Raw genomic sequence first — 18,422 nt, 5'->3', positions numbered from 1 at the left:
TTAAAAAAGATTTTCATCTACGATTACCAAAGCATGTAGTATCAAAAACCTATTATATTTTTTGCTTTATCAAAATCTTTTAGAGGCAAGTACAGTACTTATTAAAAGTGGTAATAACATAGTATTACAACTGTTTAAACAATTGAAAAAACACATCTTTATAGTTTCGACCAATCGGAATTTCTTCGTCTCCGAGGTGAACCATATTTTCATTAAATGCCGTAAGATAATTTACATTAATAGCGTATGATCGGTGTATTCTCACAAATCGTTCAGTATTAAAAATATCAATCACATTTTGTAAGGAGTTTTTTATAACATACCGTTTTTCAGTGCTTTGAATATAGGTATAGTTGCCATCAGCCTTTAAATACTGAATATCTTCAAAAGACACTTTGGTGTATTTATAATTCTGCTTAATAAATATGGCATTGTTAAAATGCAAAATACCTTCTTGTTCTGTTGGTTCTTTTTTGACAACAGCTTTTTCTCGTACATCTACTACAGAAGGTTGTAATTGCGAAAAATGATACATCGCTAATTCAATGGCTTTGCGCAAGTCATGAATACGAAAAGGCTTAATTAAGTAAGCCGAGGGCATCGTAGCCTTAGCTCTTTCAAATGTGCTATTATCAGAATAAGCAGTAACATAGATAAAAGGAATCTTTTTAAAAGCACTCAACTGTGTTGCTGTTTCGATACCATCCCAATCTCCTTTGATATGAATATCCAATAAAATCAAATCTACATCTTCTCCTTTAAGTATTTCAAGAGCCTCTCTTCCGTTATCTGCAACTGCCACAACTTTAAACCCTTCTTGTTCAAGGCTCTCTTGTAGTTCAAGGGCTACTATGCCCTCGTCCTCTACAATTAAAATACTTACTTTGGTATGCATAAATTATGGTGTGTTAGTAATTCATTTGGTTGCAATTAATGGAATCTCCAATTCAAATGTTGTACCGTTTTCATTTAAAATGTTTGGTAGACCTGCTATTTGCTTAATCAACATCTTTATCATCTTTACTCCGAAAGAACCCGTAGGGTTATCCCATGACGACTGAGGCATTCCAATTCCATTATCCTTAATTTTTAATTGGATAGCTATTGGTGTTTGACTGATAGCAATAACGATTGAGGGTCTTCCCTCCCAATTTTTAAAGGCATGCTTAAAGATATTGGTAATCCATTCATTCATTATTAAGCCAAGGGGCATAGCTACGTCCACGTTGATATCATCAATACCGATGTCTACAGTAATGTCGATGTTATCACGATTTATACCAAAGCTTTCTAATATACTACTTATCAATACCGCTACAAACTCCTTCATATCAACCATGTTGGCATTATCTTGCTGATAAAGGCTACTATGGATAATTGACATGGCTTCAATTCTTTGTCTACTCACATCAAGCGCTTGTTTGGCATCATCATCTACCATCCGATTTGATTGTAAAGTAAGTAAGCTTGATACAATTTGCAGGTTGTTTTTTACCCTATGGTGTAGCTCTTGCATTAAAGTTTGTAGCTTTTCTGCTTGCTCATTGATTTTTATATTTTTATCATTTAAGGTCGTATTCTTCTTGCGAATAATATTATAAGAATATACAAGCGTAGAACTGAGTAGCATAAAAACAATAATACCCGCAATCAGCCATTGCATCTGTTTGCTTTTTAGCTCCGATGCCTGGTGCATTAAAGCTAACTCTGTATCTTTTTTACTACTCTCATACTTAATCTGCAATTCTCCCATCAGCTTTTCATTATTCTGCACATTTAGCGAATCATGAACCTCCAAGTATCTATCCATAAAAGGGATTGCCTTCTTTAAATCACCAGATGATCTATAGCAGTTAGCCATTGTTTCATAAAGCTCCATTGTGCGGTATGGTTGCTTAATTTCTATGCTAATGCTAATAGCTTTTTCTATGTACTTTGTTCCAAGAGCACGATTACCTTTGCGATAATATGCTTCGCCTAGCCAGCAGTAGCCATACGTTAATGATCTTTTTTTGTTGAGCGCCGTTGCCAAGGCTATGCCTTTTTCAGCATACATAATTGCTTTATCATAATCCCCCATATCTTTATAATGTTGGGCGATATTATGATAAAAGCTTACTCGTTCGCGTTCATATTTAGGACTTGACTCTGCCAATTTCAAGGCCTCAAACTGGGTATAGATACTACTATCAGCAGCTATCGAAAGCCCAAAATGCCTGACATATCCTCTTTTAAACATGGCTGATAGCCCCATCGCACTAATAATCCGCAATGTATCTTTGTTTAATTTGGCAACTTGTAGCGCTTTTGCAGCAGCCTCAAATGCCATAGGATAGTTAGTATTTTCTTTATGTAAGTTACCTATCAGCATATATATTTCTGCCATAGGTTCTTTTACATTGTATTTATGAGCCCTGTTCAAAGCATCAATGGCATAGCGCATAGCGCCAACATGATTAGCTTTTAAATGCTCATAATTGGCTTGAGACAAAGAAGCATACACCAACGACGCTTCATCTTGGTATACAGTATGAAAATTGTTAAAATCCTTCACAATCAGCAACAAAGAATCATTACTAAGCTTACGCGATTGTGTGACTAACTTATTAAGTCCTTCTTTGTAAGTTGCTTCATCGCCTTTTGTATTCCCTCCTTGGCCATAACCTGAGGCACAAAGGCATAGTATTAATATAAAAACACCGTAAATCGTCTTTTTAAGCATAATTAAGCAATGGCAACCTAACAAAACAGTATATCAGACCTTATTTCGATTACACACATAACAAGTTAATAGTGAAAATTATGATACTAATGTATGGACAATAATTGAAATAATACAAATCAAAGTATTTAAACAACCTATTTAAGGATGTAAGTGAGAGTTTTATGTATGCTAATAAAAATCATTTACTTACCTCATGATGCTTCCATAAAATACTAGTTGATACTCTCTCAACATTCAATATTTCATTATAATCTTCTATTATCCAAGGATGATTTTGACACAACACTGAGAATATTATTCGTCCCATAAACCATATTTTAAAATATTTCGAAATTCTAAATGTTGTGCATTATAAAATAGGATGAAGATATCAATATCTATCTGAACAAATAGAAAAGATAAAGTCTTCCATGTAAATTAGTATGTTGAAATCCTTGTTCAATTCATGACAAGATTAAATCTTAAAAACCTTTTCTATAAACAATAAATACCATGAAAAAAATATTAGCAGGCCTATTGTTTGCAGCCCTTTGGGGTTCTGGCTCTGTTGCTACAAAAATAGGTTTAAAAGTTGCTCAACCACTTTTATTAATCACTACTCGCTTCTTTATTGCTGCATTGATAATGTTAGCAGTATCATTACTCATTAATAAAACACGTTTCCCCAAACAACATGAATGGCTTCCATTAATAATATGTGGAGTGCTAAGCATGGCTATTTATCCAAGTGCCTTTGTTTTTGCGATGAAACACGTCACTGCTGGTATTGGCACATTGGGTAGCGCAGCTTGTCCACTCATAATAAGTGTTTTAAATGCTGTGTGGTTACAACAAAAAATCACTTGGAATATCTGGGCTGGGCTTTTTATAGGCTTAGGTGGCGTAGCTATCGCTATTTATCCTTTATTATTAAAAGCCTATGCTACACCTTTCGGAGTAATCTTATTAACATTTAGTATGCTGTGTTATTCGGTAGGAACGGTTTATTATCAAAGCATCAACTGGACATTATCTCGACTAAGTATCAATGGCTGGCAAGTATTATTCGGAGGATTGGTATTACTGCCTTTTACTACTTATTTCTATGAAGCAAGTCTCAATACTATTGACACAAAATTCTGGATTTCTATTCTTTGGCTCGTAATTCCTGTCTCTATTTTAGCTATCCAACTTTGGCTATACTTATTAAAAGTCGAACCTACAAGGGCTTCACTATGGTTATTTTTATGCCCTATTTTTGGCTTTTTGTATGCATCGCTACTTACTGACGAGCCTATTACTATTTATACCATAATCGGGACAATTTTAGTAATTGTTGGACTGTATTTAGGTAAGAAAGAAAATATTGCCTCTAAAGATACAGCAGGGAAGTAACCTATTTTACTTCTCTCCTCCATTTTGGCTACATCATTTTCCAATTCGGCTACATTGTTTCAATGACGTCTGATGAAATTTGTATTCAATTTTAAACAGAAGAAAATGAAGACAATATTCATCACAGGAGCATCAGCAGGTTTAGGAAAAGCCACAGCCAAACTATTTCAAGCGAAAGGATGGCAAGTAATTGCTACCATGCGAAACCCCGAAAAAGAGACAGATTTATCGCTGTTAGAAAACGTAATCTTATTACCTTTAGATGTTACCAATCCGACCCAAATCAACGCAACTGTACAAAAAGCTATCCAATTAGCCAACATTGATGTTGTTTTCAATAATGCAGGCTATGGTTTAGTTGGAGCTTTGGAAGCTTATTCCGACGAACAAATTACGACCCAAATTGAAACTAATTTGGTAGGCGTTCTTAGGGTGACTAAGGCATTTATTCCTTATTTTAAAGAAAAGAAAGAAGGCCTTTTTATCACTACTACTTCTATTTGTGGTTTATCATCCAATCCGTTATCGTGTGTGTATAATGCTACAAAATGGGCCTTGGAAGGTTGGAGCGAAAGCATTTCTTATGATTTAGCCCTCTTTAATATTGGCATTAAAACAGTAGCACCAGGGGGTATTAAAAGTAATTTTATGAATGTTATGCAGGTATCTTCAGATGCAAGTTATGATAATTTAAACAACCGAATGACGGAACTATTTGCTGATGGTACTTTAATGGAATTTACAGAGGCAACCCTCATTGCGGAGGTAGTTTATGAAGCTGCCACTGATGGTAAAGACCAATTGCGTTATCTTGCTGGCAATGATGCTAAAAGAACTTATCAGCAACGATTAACCCAAGGAACGGAAGGATTTAGGATTGGTATGAAAAAATTACTACATCTACAATCTTAGTTAAAAGTTGTGAATACAAATCGCTGATATACACTATTTAAATCATTGTGAAAACGTCATTTATTTACCAACGGGTACTTAATCGTTTTGTTACATTTGTATTATTTTAATTTTTTGCATGATGAAAAGAGAAATTGGTTTACCTGCTGTGTTTAATTCTATCTCTGACCTCCACAAAGCCTTGGGATTTCCCAAGCCTTTGCACCCGTTAATTAGTTTGGTTGACTATAGTGATATAAAAACAGCTCCTGACCAATTACCAACTTCTTTGTTACTGAATTTCTATAAAATATCTTATAAAACTAACTTGCAAGGAAAAGTAAAATATGGGCAACATTATTATGATTTTGATGAAGGTGGTTTATCTTTTATTTCACCCAATCAGTTAATATCAGGCAATGAATCAGAGAAAGATTATGCTGGCTATACGTTGCTTATCCATCCAGATTTCATTAGGCATTATCCATTAGGAAAAAGCATTAAAAACTTCGGTTTCTTTTCCTATTCAGTCAATGAAGCACTTTTTCTTTCAGAAAAAGAAAAGCATACAATCATAGCGGTTTTTAAAAATATAGAACAAGAATTAACGGCTACCATAGATGATTTTAGTCAGGATGTAATGATAGCCCACATTGAAGTTTTATTAAATTATAGTAATCGTTTTTATAAAAGGCAATTTATCACAAGAAAGTCGGTTAATAATGACTTACTAGCCCAATTAGAAAGTTTATTGAATGATTATTTCAATCATAAAACGGGTATTGAACATGGCTTACCTACTGTTCAATACCTCTCTGAAAAATTAAATGTATCTTCACGGTATTTAAGTGATATGCTTCGTACATTAACGGGTCAGAATGCACAACAGCATATTCATCATCATTTGATTGAAAAGGCGAAAGAGGTATTATCGACTAGTAATCTGACAGTAGCCGAAGTAGCCTATCAGTTGGGGTTTGAACATCCACAGTCGTTCAATAAAATATTCAAACAAAAAACTAACCTTACACCGATTGCTTTTAAGCAATCATTCAACTAACACCATGTCATATTGTAATGCAATAGAATTTATGTCGGAAGATAGAAAAGCCTTACACAAAGCCTATCACGACAAACTGTATGGTTTCCCTATACACGATGATAACGAGCTGTTTTGTCGACTAGTGCTTGAAATAAATCAAGCAGGATTGAGTTGGGAAACTGTTTTAAAAAAAGAAGCATCTTTCAGAAAGGCTTATGATAATTTTAACATTGAAGTTGTAGCGGCCTATACCGAAGCAGACCGAGAAAGACTATTAGCGGATGCAGGAATTATTCGCAATCGCCTAAAAATAAATGCTGCCATAGAAAATGCCAAAACGATTTTAGTACTTCAAAAAGAATATGGTTCATTCGAAAAATGGCTGGAACACCATCATCCAAAAACAAAAGAAGAATGGGTAAAAATATTTAAGAAGACCTTTAAATTCACAGGCGGAGAGATTGTCAATGAATTTTTAATGAGCACAGGATATTTACTAGGCGCACATTCTGAAAATTGTGCTATCCATCAAGAGATAATAGCGACTAAACCGATGTGGTTGACAACGGTTTAAGTATGAGTCATCTCCTATTTTTCTTTGAAATAATGAGTTTTAGACGTTTTGTATATATTATAATCTAGTCCTTACTTTTCTTGTCTTGAAACAAGAAACGTAACCGCGCGGCGGACCGCAAAAGAAATTCAAGAATTCCTAATCGCATCGGCGAACCGACTCGCTACCGCTCAAACAGTAGGAATTCGTTGTTCATCAATCAAAAAAAATTGTGATGACTCATGTTTCTTTATGGATGATTAACTAAACTCGCTACAATATCTTGAACAGGAATAAATATTACTTTTTCAAGCACGATATAGAAAAACGAAGGTCTTAATTCATAATGCCCGTAGAATACAATGTTAGGAATGACAACGGATGCAATCAGGCAATAAATAGTGGTTTTACTTATTTCCTCTTTATCAACAAATTTGTTAAGCTGGCTTAATACAAGCATAAACAATGGAAAAAGGAAAGAAATACCCCTTGTTTGGTCGGCAACTACAAAAGCAGAGGCTGAAAAAACCAAACATACGATTAAATAAAAAGGAATCTTTTTTAGTCTAACTACTAGCAAAAAAACAAACACCCATAGTCCTTTGAATGTAAAGATGAATATGCTAAAAAAAGAGTGTTGCCCTAACAAGTAGCCAAGACTAAAATCGTCTGGTAAACTTGTTTTAAAATTTGGTAGACTTAACAGCGTGTATTTCCCAATAAAATAGCCAATCACTGCCAATGGAACTGCTCCATATATCATCAGTTTTTTGTTGGGTTGCTCTTGAAAAAACCACCAAAACCATACAGCTGGTACGGTTATAATTAATGTTCGTTCATTGGCAAAAATGGCACAAAATAAGCTTAAAGCAACGATAATTGGTTGGTTGCTATAAATAGAGATTAATATAAACAAGAAGGCAAAAGTATCCGCATGACCGAAGGTATCGCCTGTTGCCGTATGACTGAAATAACAATAAGTACACGCGATACAAAACAAGATGGTATTGATAATGTGTCCCTTATTGATTCGATAAACCAATTTTACCAACAGAAGCTGAAAAATAAAACTTACTAGCAATTGGATAAGATACATTTGCTTGGTGCTACTGATAGAAAGAAGTTTCATAATCACAGGTACAGTCAGCCTCAAAGCTCTGTTATAGCCATATAGCACATTCTCTAAATAATCATTATTAGTAATATCCTTTGCCTGCATCAACATTACTCCCCACAAGCCCGTATGTAAATCTCCTGTATTAACAGGAGGATTTAATTGTACTGTCCAAACAAATAAAAAAAAGCTAAATACAATCCACCATATTATTTTATTATGAAGCGTGTTAGATTTCACCTCTTCTATAAGTCTTGTAATGTTTTCTTGCATGCTTTCTTTGTTTTATTTGTAGTTTTTTAGTTGGTATATACCAATTTTGGGCAAAAGTAGCTCATTTACTGTTATTAAGCATAAGTGTCTGTCAATTAGTTTTAGAGGAAACTTTAATAAAAAAAATAGTCTAAACCTTAAGCTTAGACTATTTATAGCAATTAACATAGTTATTTTACTGCTCTGTATAATGAAATGTAAGTCCTCCATCTACATAATAAGTAGAGCCTGTTACATATTTTGCATCATCAGACGCTAAAAATGCTACCACACCTGCTACATCTTCTGGTTCACCCAAACGGCGCAATGAAATATTATTTTGTAGTATTCCTAACAATTCGGGCTTGCTTAATAAATCTGCATTTATTGGTGTACGAATGGCTCCAGGGGCTACATTGTTAATTCTAACATTCATAGGCCCTAATTCTACCGCTAAATTCCTCATGACCATTTGCATCGCTCCTTTACTAGCACAATAAGCCGTGAAATTCGGGAAAGGTAACTCTTCGTGTACAGAACTATTATTCACAATTACACCCACTACGTTGTTTTCTCTCATGTAACGAACAAAGGCTTGTGTCAGGAAAAACATACCTTTTAGGTTGATATTCATTACTGTATCATAGTCTTTTTCGGTTACGTCCCAAAAAGGTGCATTAATCTCTACGCCAGCATTATTTACCAAAATATCTAGTTTCCCAAATACCTCTACACTTTCTTTAATCATGGCATACACCACTTCCACTTTCGAAATATCACTTTTTATAAAATGTACTTTTGCTCCTGTGGCTTCTATTTGTCTCTTGGTTTCGGCTACGTGCTCATCATCGTTTCTGCTATTAATTACTACGTTTGCCCCTTCTTGTGCAAAGCGAACGGCTATCGCCCGACCAATTCCTTTACTGCTACCTGTTATTAAAGCTACTTTCCCTGAGAATCTTGACATGGTATTTTGTAAGTTTAGTTGATAGAATTTTAAAATAAACTGCTTGTATTTTCATAAAAATAGTCAAAATCCTTCGTTAAAAACATATTTCTATACTAGGATTAAATTTTAATATTGTATTTTCATAAAACAAAATTAGTACTTATTTAACGAATTTTATTTTGGAAAATTTAAAGCAATATTTTCAAGGCGTAGGTTTCTCGGAAGAAGATTTAGAGATTATCATGAATTCTTTTTTCTTAAAAGAATTCAAAAAAGATGAATATTTTATTGAAGTAGATAAAATAAGCAAACATCTAGGGTTTATTGCCACGGGTACATTCCAATATTTTGTGTTATTAAATGATGGAGAGGAAAGAACAACCTACATGGCTATTGAAAACAGTTTTGTAGCTTCTTTACTAAGTTTTTTGAATGAAACTCCCTCGCGAGAATACATCCGAGCATTATCAGATTCAAGCGTTTGGCTCATTGAAAAAAGTAGCCTTTTAAATTTACAAAATACCATTCCCGCTTTCAAAGACTTCTACATCGAATTGTTAGAATGGCAAATAAGCTGTATCGATAAAAGTCGTCTTGATTTTATTATGCTTACCGCCGAACAACGTTATGAGAAAATGTTAAAAGAAGAACCGCATCTTTTACACAAAATTCCCTTACAATATTTAGCATCTATCCTTGGTGTTACGCCTCGACATTTAAGTCGCATCCGTAAAAATATTGCTTGATATCTTTCAGCATCTCATCGCTTTTAGACATTTGTCTAGTACCTTTAAAAATCACCTAGCGAACTTTGTATCATCAATTTAACAAATAAACGATGATATGAAAAAGTTATTCTTACTCTCTTTACTTCTTTTAATTGGAAGTAAATCTTTCACTCAAAACAAGCTTTCTAAACAAGAAATTAGCATCAATGCTTTTAGAAATCCATCTATCGGATTAGAATATCGCTACAAATCTGTTTCTATTCATGGTGGTTATTATATCACTAGTTTTGATCCGGGCATTACCACAAAATTCATTAAGGTTGGTGCTACTTTATGGTTTTTGCCAGTGGGGCATCAAGAAAATCCTTCTTCATTTTATGCACAGCTAAGTTATTTACGAGGATTAAATAGAGCATATGAAGATAAAAACGGGGCTTCGGTAGATGTTGGTTTCCGTTGGATGGTTTGGCAAGGATTAAACCTTAGAATTGGCGTAGTTGCCTTAGTGGCAGAAGGACAAAGCTTAAAAATAAACCCTACACCAAGCATTGGCTATGCCTTCTTCTTTTAAAATCATGGAAAAGCAATTATTTAACACAGAAAAAACGATTGGTATTTTACTAATTACGGGTAGCATTCTTTTATTGATTCCTTATACTATTCTCTCAATCATTTTTGAATACCCTGTCATTCTCAGACAAGACACAGGGGTCATTCTAACAAAATTCCATGAAGGAGGAAGTCCTCTTATCTGGACTTGGTGGGCATTTGCTATAGTGGGTTTACCATTATTAGAAGCAGTTATATTAATGGATCAAAAACTAGAAAACAAGTTCTACTTTGTTCGTTGGGCTACTACTTTAGGCATTATTGGTTTAGTAGTGCAGATGATAGGATTATTACGTTGGACTTTCGTTGTACCCGTACTAGCAAACAATTATGTTCATGGCGATGCCATGCAAAAAGCAGCGAATGTAGTTTCATTTCAATTAATTCACCAGTTTGGTGGCGTAATATTGGGGGAACATTTAGGGCAGATTTTTACTATTGCATGGACAATCATGATGGCCTCTACTTTACAATTAATGAAGGTAATGCCCAAATGGATAATTTATTGGGGTTATATAGCTTCGGGTATTTATTTGTTGGCTCAAACAGAATTATTTGCTACAGTCATTCCTACTTTTCCAGTAGTTAATTTGGCAGGATTTATCGGAAGTACCCTCTGGTTGATTTGGTTAATAATTATTGGAGTTAAGTTTTTGAAGATTAAACTTTAGTCGAATTTCAACGATAATTTGAACTATGAAACACGATTGAACATTATGATTAAAGAGTTTCATACTCATTCATCATTCTAAAACCGTTCAGTTACTTATGTCACAATTATTTAGTTCGATAAAAATTAAGGAGCTTACTTTAAAGAATCGTATTGTTGTTTCTCCGATGTGCCAATATTCATCCATAGATGGTTTTGCAAACGATTGGCACTTTGTACATTTAGGCAGTAGAGCCGTTGGCGGAGCAGGGTTAGTCATTACCGAAGCAGCCGCTACTTCACCAGAAGGCAGAATTTCACCCGATGATTTAGGCATTTGGAAAGATGAACATATAGAAGGCTTACGGAAAATAACTACTTTCATCAAAGCAAACGGCGCAGAAGCAGGTATTCAATTAGCCCATGCAGGCAGAAAAGCAAGTACTGCTTCTCAATGGAAAGGAAGTAAATTAGTACCGATAGAAGAAGGCGGTTGGCAAGTAGTAGCACCAAGCGAAATTCCTTTTAATGATGCTTATGGTTTACCAAAACCCTTAACACAAGCTGAAATTCAGCAAATTGTAATAGATTTTAAAAATGCTGCTGAAAGAGCTTTGAAAGCAGGATTTAGCGTTGTTGAAATTCATGCAGCACATGGTTATCTGATTCATCAGTTTTTATCCCCTTTGAGTAATCAACGTACAGATGAATACGGAGGAAGTTTTGAGAATAGAATACGTTTTTTGTTGGAAGTCGTTGAAGCCGTAAAAACCGTTTGGCCAGATACGTTACCATTATTCGTAAGAATTTCGGCTACGGAGTGGGCAGAAGGAGGATGGAATCAAGATGATGCTATCAAGCTTTCAGCTATTCTTAAAAATCTTGGTATTGATTTAATCGATTGCTCGACAGGAGGGAATATCCATACTGCTAAAATTCCAGTAGGTCCTGCTTATCAGGTGACTTTTGCTAAAAATATCAAAAAAGAAACAGGAATTCTTACAGGTGCAGTAGGTTTGTTAACTAGTTCTGCTCAGATAGAATCAATCCTTGTAACAGGTCAAGCTGATTTAATCTTTTTAGCACGAGAATTACTCCGTGACCCATATTTCCCATTAAGAGCTGCCGCTGAATTAGGGCAAAAAGATGTACAATGGCCAGTGCAGTATGAACGAGGGAAATTTAGATAATAGTAGCACGAGTTTCCAACTCGTCAAAATTCTAATATAGTTCTCCCAAAAAATTGCTGATGAAGACAATATCAAGTTAATCTCTTGTTTACTTAAATAAAGCATTTTAACAATCATAAATAATAGTTACAATATGAAGAAAGTCTTTTTATACTTTGTCATAATAGGCTTTAGTTTATCCTGTAAACAGGATTATAAACAGTGTGAATTTAAGCACTCTAATATTGAAATGGCAGTATATAATGACGTTCTTATTGAGTTAACTGAACATCATTTTTATTATCGGTTTTTGGGTAAAGAGGGTGAAGCAATAATGGCTAAAAATTATAACTCATCTATAGATTCTCTACAATTAGCGAATCACATAATGGAAGTTCAAAACAAACTTTTTGGAGATACTATAAGGTTTCGTACTATTTACTTATGTGATACTCTTAATCGAGATTTCGACTTTAACAATTATAAAATTAGTAGTAACACTACTATTCAGTTAGATAAATTTTCAGAGGAATTTTCAACTAATAAAGCACAGCTATTAGAGATTATTAATCAACCTAAATTAAACTATAATGCTGAAAGTTTTCATTCTTGTACTTTTAAAGTAAAGTCTATTCGTGATTTCAAAGTAAAAGATTTAGATACCGAAATTGGGATTATTAGCTTTTCCAAAATTGTCTTTAATCATAATAAAAACGAAGCTATTCTTATTTGTAATTACTATGGGGGAGGATTGAGTGGCAAAGGGTATTTTTTACATGTAAAAAATATAACTAATCATTGGAAGATTGTAGATTATCATAAAACGTGGACTTCATAAATATCATTAAAAAATGGGATAGGGGAAATAAATTATTTCCCCTATCCCATTTTTTAAATCTTAAACTGCAAAGTTGCTACAATACTTCTTCCATCTGAACTCCAAACACCAACACCAGGATAGCCCGTTGGGCGTTTTGTAAAATATTGTTCGTTAGTAATATTGTTGATACCTAGCTTTAACGTATAGCTTGGGGCTATTCTTAAAGAAGTATTAAAGTCTAAAATACCATAAGATGGTACTAACCCTTTTGAACCATCTGCACTAGGCTTTTCGGTATTAAGGGCATCAGAATAACTATCTGCCACATAGCTATATTGCAACGTAGCACTTACAATTTTATGTGCAATAGTTACACCATTTCTGCTAATCCATCTTGGTACAGTCTCTAAACGATTGCCTACGATACTTTTGTTTTCACCACTCAACGTAACAGACCCTTTTACATAACTTGCATCAAAATATGAAGTAGCCGTGAAAATAGATACCTCAGTAGTTTTTGTTCTAATTGGTTTTGCTTCAACAAATATTTCTAACCCTTTGGTCAAGCTACTTCCTACATTCGTTTTATACACAAAGTTGTTTCCCGACGCATCTGGTAAAATCAAACTTCCAATTCTATTATCATACTGAATCTGGAAATAAGTAATATCAAAATGCAAAATCTGTTTGTGATTTCCTCTAATACCTATTTCAGCATTATAGCCCGAAGCATCTTTAAGATTTTGGTCGGTAACATCCAACGCTGTTGGTGGTATAATATCTGAGAAAATAACTGGTCTATACGCCTGAGACCACCCTCCATAAATTTTAAGATGATTGTTAATCTTGTATTGCGAATTAACACCAAAAAGAGGGAAAGAATGTTTAATCTCGTTAGGTACTTTATCAGAGGCTAAGTATTTAATGTATCCTGACATTTTAGTTGTACCACTTTCTAAACGAAACGCAGGCGAAATATTAAATCTTGGTGTTACATAAAATATGTTTTCTACAAACACCGCTACATTCTGTGTTTTATAATGTAAATCTCTTCCCCAAGCTGGGTCAACCAATGTTAAATCATAATCTGACCCTGTAGTTCCTTTTCCTAATTGCTGACGATTCAAATCATTATTGATATAACGAAGTCCACCGACTAAAGTATTTTTAAAATTGCCGATATTGTAATACTTCGTTAAACGCAATTCAGATGAATAACTATTGAAATGGTCAATATCAACCTGACGGTTTTTATATTGATTTGTTGCTGGGTCAATGGCATCTGGAACATTTGCTAAAGCTACTATTTGTACGCTACTTCTCGTTCCTAATACAGCAGAGTTTATCCAGTTTAGTTGCGTACTCTCATTAATTTTCCAATCTAATGATAAAGAAGGAACAACAATATCTGGACTAAAGTAATTTCTGCTACGTGTTGACTGGCGAGGGTCTTGATAGAACATATCGTCTGTCAATGGACCGGGGATATGAAAAACATATTGGCTTCTTCCGATTTCAGCTTTTGCTTTTAATTTAGATGAAAACTCATATTCTAAAGCAAGAAACTGCGACTGTGCATCAGATTGTGCATTTTTACGATAGCCATCTGAAACTCTTTTTTGAAAATATCCATAATATTTCAATTTCCCCACTTTACCACCAATCGCATTATAAGAACTAAATAAGCCATACGAGCCTACCGAATTGATACTTTCAAAAGATATTTTTTTAGTCGTATCAGCCTGTTTGGTTACATAATTTATCATTCCACCAAACTGTGCTCCATATTGTAAAGAAGCTGTACCACGTACAATTTCTATCTTTTGAATAGATTCCATTGGCGCACTATAATGACTTGCGGGATAGCCATAAATATCACTATTGGTCATTATTCCGTTCTGACGAACATTATATTCCCAACTACGGTGTGGGTCGAGTCCACGTGTTGATATATTCATTTGGTTTCCAGAACCATCCATATCATACACAAAGGCGCCTGCTACTTTCGCAAAAATTTGTCTTCCAGTTTTTTCTGATATATTTGCGTTCAAACTTTGAACAGAAATTACTTCATGTTTTTTACCCGAGAAAATATAGGAATTATGAACATCGTTTAAAGGCAATAAGCTATTTTCATCACGTTTAAAAGCTTTTACTTCTACTTCGTCGAGATGCTTAACCTTGCTTGAATCACTGGTAGTCTTTTGGCTAAATGCTAAAGAGGGGAGTAATAAAAAGGGGAGTAAAATATGTTTCATATTGCTGGTTAAAGTTAATCTATTTGTATTTTTCCAAAATTATGGAAAAATACATTTTTATCCAAAAATACGGAACGTAATTTTTAACTAGTCTAGTTATAATCTTTTAATAGCCATTTCAACACTGTTTTTTCTATTGTTGCTTTTAATACGGGCTTTGTGATATAGTCGTCCATTCCTGCTTCCATACATCTTTCTTTCTCTCCCACAATGGTTTCGGCAGTTAAAGCAATAATCGGTACTCTCCTTTCTTGTTTTTCGAGTGCTCTTATAATTTTTGTTGCTTCATAACCACCTATTTCTGGCATCTGAACATCCATAAAGATGATATCTGGATTACTCTCCTTATACTTTTCTATCGCAATTTTGCCATCAACAGCTTCAACTACTTTCGCTTCAGGAAATAATCTGCTAAATATTGTTCTAGCTAATAGCATATTTATTGGATTATCTTCCGCGATAAGTATCGTTATGTTATGTAGCCTATTCCCTATTTTAGCAGGAGGTTGCTCTTCTATTTGAACTGTTTCTACAGGCTCTATTCTATTTATTAATTCATGCAAAGCATTGTATAACTGTTGTATTTTAATAGGCTTTACTAATTGCTGTTTTATGCCTAACTCTTCGCATGCCTTCGTAATTTCATAATCATCCGACGAGCTATACAATAGCATGATTGGCTGAGCTTCTGGAGATAGTCTTAGTTCTTCTCTAATTTTTCTTGCAGCCTGAATACCATTCATTTCAGGCATTTTGTAGTCAATCAAAATAGCATCATAACGGTTGCCAGCACTCAATAATTCTATACATTCTTGACCACTTACTACCTGTTCTGAAGGAATAGATTTCAATGCCAACATTTCTTTCAAAATGATGCGGTTATTAGCATTATCATCTACTATCAACACATTTTTAATGCTCTCTAAAGAGGCATCCGACTCTACAGCATCGCCTTCTACAGCTTTCAGTGAAATATCAAAGAAAAAAGTACTACCTATACCCATCTGACTTTCTACTTGCAGTTTACTTCCCATCAACCCCAACAATTTATTTGAAATCGTCAAGCCTAAGCCTGTTCCGCCAAACTTTCGGGTAGTTGAGGCATCTTCTTGAGAGAAAGCTGTAAATATCTTTTTTTGATTTTTAGGATCAATCCCCACACCTGTATCTCTTACCGAAAATCTAAATTTAGCATGCCCACTCAAGTCACTTTTCAGCAACATGATTTTCAATTCTATTTCCCCTGACTTCGTAAATTTCACAGCATTCCCTAAAAGATTTACCAATACTTGGCGTAAGCGAATAGAATCTACCCAAATAAAACGAGGAATATCTGACTGAATATTAAGCAATACTTCTAGCTTTTTATCATTTGCCTGATAGCTTATGATATCAACTACTTGTTCGCCCAGTTTGTATAAATCATATTGTTCAATCGACAGCTCTAGTTTTCCAGCTTCAATTTTCGAGAAATCAAGAATATCATTGATAATATCTAATAAAGAGTTGGCAGATTGGAAAACAGTAGACATATATTGCTTCTGCGTATTGTCTAGCTTGGTCTTCATCAATAAATCAACAAAACCAATTACGCCATTTAAAGGTGTTCTGATTTCATGGCTCATATTTGCCAAGAATTCAGATTTTGCCCTTCCACCTTGCTCTGCTTGTTCTTTAGCTTTTCGCAAAGAATAGGCAAATCGGTAAGACAGAATCAGGTTTTGAAAAAATATAAAGCCTAAAAACCCAAAAATGAAATAAAATGGTGATGCATCTAATACTTTTAGGTAACTAAGAATGGTGAGTCCAATAGCAATTCCTAACGATAAAAAGCTTAAAAAGGCATATTTTGAGCCTACCCGTTTATTAATTACAGCCCTAATCGCTACATAAAAACTATATACGATAAAGAATAATACAATAAAAAGGAATAACTGAGAGGCCAACGTAAAAAAAGAAATTGGCGTCAGCATTAATATAAGGATATAAAATATGCTTGAAAAGCTTACAAATTTGATAAAACAATCTTTTGTTTCGTCGGGATATAAGTCTTTAAGAAATAATGTGAAAATAAAAATGCAGAAGAATATTGCAAAATATTCAACATGGATTGAAAAATACCAATTTAAGTTAGGCAAGATATGATGCAAATAATATTGCTTATCGACCCCAACGATTCTGTAAATAAAGAATAAGCAAAAGAGGGCAAAATAAAGAATTTCACGGTCGCGTTGCCCCATGAAGTAAAGTCCAAAAAAGAATAGACTACCCATAAACAATACGCCTGCGAGTAACAAATCAGATGCAATTTCTCTTTCTCTTTGTTCATGCATTATTTCGGAGTCCCCCAACACAATCATTTGAGAAATTCCACCCTTATAATGTTCAAAATTAGCAATCTGTAAGACTAACTTTAATGTATCAGTTTTAGCATAGTAATTCCTAAGGATGGGTAACCATTGCGGTTTATACTGCTCTTTATTTTTAGCAACTACTCCATTAACAGCAAATAGTTCTCCGTTTACCCAAAAGTTAAAAGTGCAGTAAGTAGCAGGCAGAAAGAAGGCTAAAGAAAGATTTCTCTTGTGGTCAATCACCAAATCTAATGAATAAGTAGCTACTCCAAAAGCTTTATAAGGCATATTCAATTGCTCATGCTTATTCCAAACTTTGGTTAAATCTGTATAATAACTTGGTTTAGGCTTAGCAGCAAGCATCTGAGGAGTTAATAGCTGGTTCCAATAAAATGCCCAAGGACCTCTTAACTCTGTATTATCTTTTTTGAAATTATGTTGTCTTAAATCCAACACTCCTTTATTAGCATGATATTCTGTTGCCCATAAAGGTGAAGTGATGAAAGATAGGAAGAATATAGTAAAGGTAAGTACGCTATGTTTTACATTATAATTCTCAAAAACAAAATAATACATTCTTTGATTCATGTTTTTATTTTGTTTTTGCAAGTACTGATAACGCTGAATTTCTAAAAAGAACTTTTTCATCAGAATACTTGATTAATTATTGATACTAGAACTGAAATCATAGCAGTTAATTCCGTTACAAAAGAATATTAAATAATTCTTTTGTACAAAGTTATTTTCATTATTAATTAAGCATAAATAATCAATAACGAAAGTTTATAAATAACACTGTAATGGCAGATTTGTTTTTAAACGCAAAAACACCCCTTATTATTTAATTAATAAGGGGTGTTCTAATATTTTTGGGGTTTATTTACTTTCCCGCATGTGATTGCAGTATCATCAACGGAACTGGGCTTAACTTCTCT

15 protein-coding genes are annotated in these 18,422 nt (G+C 34.1%); 9 read left to right on the top strand and 6 right to left on the bottom strand.

The window, feature by feature from the left end:
- Window positions 1-124: 124 nt before the first annotated feature.
- Both AC07N0_RS05495 and AC07N0_RS05490 read right to left on the bottom strand, forming a co-directional pair.
- Window positions 125-895 (bottom strand): LytR/AlgR family response regulator transcription factor, encoded by a 771-nt coding sequence (locus AC07N0_RS05495; protein ID WP_494588419.1) that lies wholly within the window; start codon window positions 893-895, stop codon window positions 125-127.
- A 21-nt stretch (window positions 896-916) separates the two neighbouring features.
- A complete protein-coding gene (locus tag AC07N0_RS05490) occupies window positions 917-2,722 on the bottom strand; it encodes a tetratricopeptide repeat-containing sensor histidine kinase (protein ID WP_494588418.1) in 1,806 nt (601 codons plus the stop codon).
- A gap of 495 nt (window positions 2,723-3,217) precedes the next feature.
- Here AC07N0_RS05490 and AC07N0_RS05485 point away from each other — a divergent pair, with 495 nt between their 5' ends.
- From AC07N0_RS05485 to AC07N0_RS05470, 4 genes are all read left to right on the top strand, one after another.
- Window positions 3,218-4,099, top strand: coding sequence for a DMT family transporter (locus AC07N0_RS05485; RefSeq protein ID WP_494588417.1), 882 nt, complete (start codon window positions 3,218-3,220; stop codon window positions 4,097-4,099).
- Window positions 4,100-4,204: 105 nt separating this feature from the next.
- Window positions 4,205-5,011 carry an SDR family oxidoreductase gene (locus AC07N0_RS05480; RefSeq protein ID WP_494588416.1) on the top strand — a complete coding sequence of 269 codons (807 nt, stop codon included), beginning with the start codon at window positions 4,205-4,207 and terminating at the stop codon, window positions 5,009-5,011.
- A 118-nt stretch (window positions 5,012-5,129) separates the two neighbouring features.
- Window positions 5,130-6,050 carry a helix-turn-helix domain-containing protein gene (locus AC07N0_RS05475; RefSeq protein ID WP_494588415.1) on the top strand — a complete coding sequence of 307 codons (921 nt, stop codon included), beginning with the start codon at window positions 5,130-5,132 and terminating at the stop codon, window positions 6,048-6,050.
- A 4-nt stretch (window positions 6,051-6,054) separates the two neighbouring features.
- Window positions 6,055-6,606, top strand: a complete 552-nt coding sequence (locus tag AC07N0_RS05470; RefSeq protein WP_494588414.1) for a DNA-3-methyladenine glycosylase I — start codon at window positions 6,055-6,057, stop codon at window positions 6,604-6,606.
- A gap of 229 nt (window positions 6,607-6,835) precedes the next feature.
- On the opposite strand, the gene AC07N0_RS05465 is transcribed toward AC07N0_RS05470, so the two are convergent.
- Window positions 6,836-7,972, bottom strand: coding sequence for a hypothetical protein (locus AC07N0_RS05465; RefSeq protein ID WP_494588413.1), 1,137 nt, complete (start codon window positions 7,970-7,972; stop codon window positions 6,836-6,838).
- Between the two features lie 175 nt (window positions 7,973-8,147).
- Window positions 8,148-8,918: an SDR family NAD(P)-dependent oxidoreductase gene (locus AC07N0_RS05460; protein WP_492801360.1), complete on the bottom strand. Its 771-nt coding sequence runs from the start codon at window positions 8,916-8,918 to the stop codon at window positions 8,148-8,150.
- A gap of 161 nt (window positions 8,919-9,079) precedes the next feature.
- Here AC07N0_RS05460 and AC07N0_RS05455 point away from each other — a divergent pair, with 161 nt between their 5' ends.
- The 5 genes from AC07N0_RS05455 (at window position 9,080) to AC07N0_RS05435 (ending at window position 12,893) form a co-directional block, all read left to right on the top strand.
- Window positions 9,080-9,646 (top strand): Crp/Fnr family transcriptional regulator, encoded by a 567-nt coding sequence (locus tag AC07N0_RS05455; protein ID WP_494588412.1) that lies wholly within the window; start codon window positions 9,080-9,082, stop codon window positions 9,644-9,646.
- Window positions 9,647-9,743: 97 nt separating this feature from the next.
- The gene (locus tag AC07N0_RS05450) at window positions 9,744-10,199 is read left to right on the top strand and encodes a hypothetical protein (protein ID WP_494588411.1); all 456 of its coding nucleotides are present in this window, start codon (window positions 9,744-9,746) and stop codon (window positions 10,197-10,199) included.
- A 4-nt stretch (window positions 10,200-10,203) separates the two neighbouring features.
- On the top strand, window positions 10,204-10,908 hold the full coding sequence (locus tag AC07N0_RS05445) for a DUF4386 domain-containing protein (protein ID WP_494588410.1): 705 nt from the start codon (window positions 10,204-10,206) through the stop codon (window positions 10,906-10,908).
- Between the two features lie 97 nt (window positions 10,909-11,005).
- Entirely contained in the window at window positions 11,006-12,076 is a 1,071-nt protein-coding gene (namA, locus tag AC07N0_RS05440) for an NADPH dehydrogenase NamA (protein ID WP_494588409.1), read from the top strand.
- A 133-nt stretch (window positions 12,077-12,209) separates the two neighbouring features.
- Complete coding sequence (locus AC07N0_RS05435; protein ID WP_494588408.1) at window positions 12,210-12,893, top strand: hypothetical protein; 684 nt, start codon at window positions 12,210-12,212, stop codon at window positions 12,891-12,893.
- A 53-nt stretch (window positions 12,894-12,946) separates the two neighbouring features.
- On the opposite strand, the gene AC07N0_RS05430 is transcribed toward AC07N0_RS05435, so the two are convergent.
- Complete coding sequence (locus AC07N0_RS05430; RefSeq protein ID WP_494588407.1) at window positions 12,947-15,133, bottom strand: TonB-dependent receptor family protein; 2,187 nt, start codon at window positions 15,131-15,133, stop codon at window positions 12,947-12,949.
- 92 nt (window positions 15,134-15,225) lie between these two features.
- Window positions 15,226-18,135 carry a response regulator gene (locus AC07N0_RS05425; protein ID WP_494588406.1) on the bottom strand — a complete coding sequence of 970 codons (2,910 nt, stop codon included), beginning with the start codon at window positions 18,133-18,135 and terminating at the stop codon, window positions 15,226-15,228.
- Between the last annotated feature and the right edge of the window lie 287 nt (window positions 18,136-18,422).

Source organism: Arcicella sp. GW821-FHT09D11, from assembly GCF_059416265.1.
The sequence above is the reverse complement of the archived record's forward strand: the minus strand, read 5'-3'. Positions and strand labels throughout refer to the sequence as shown.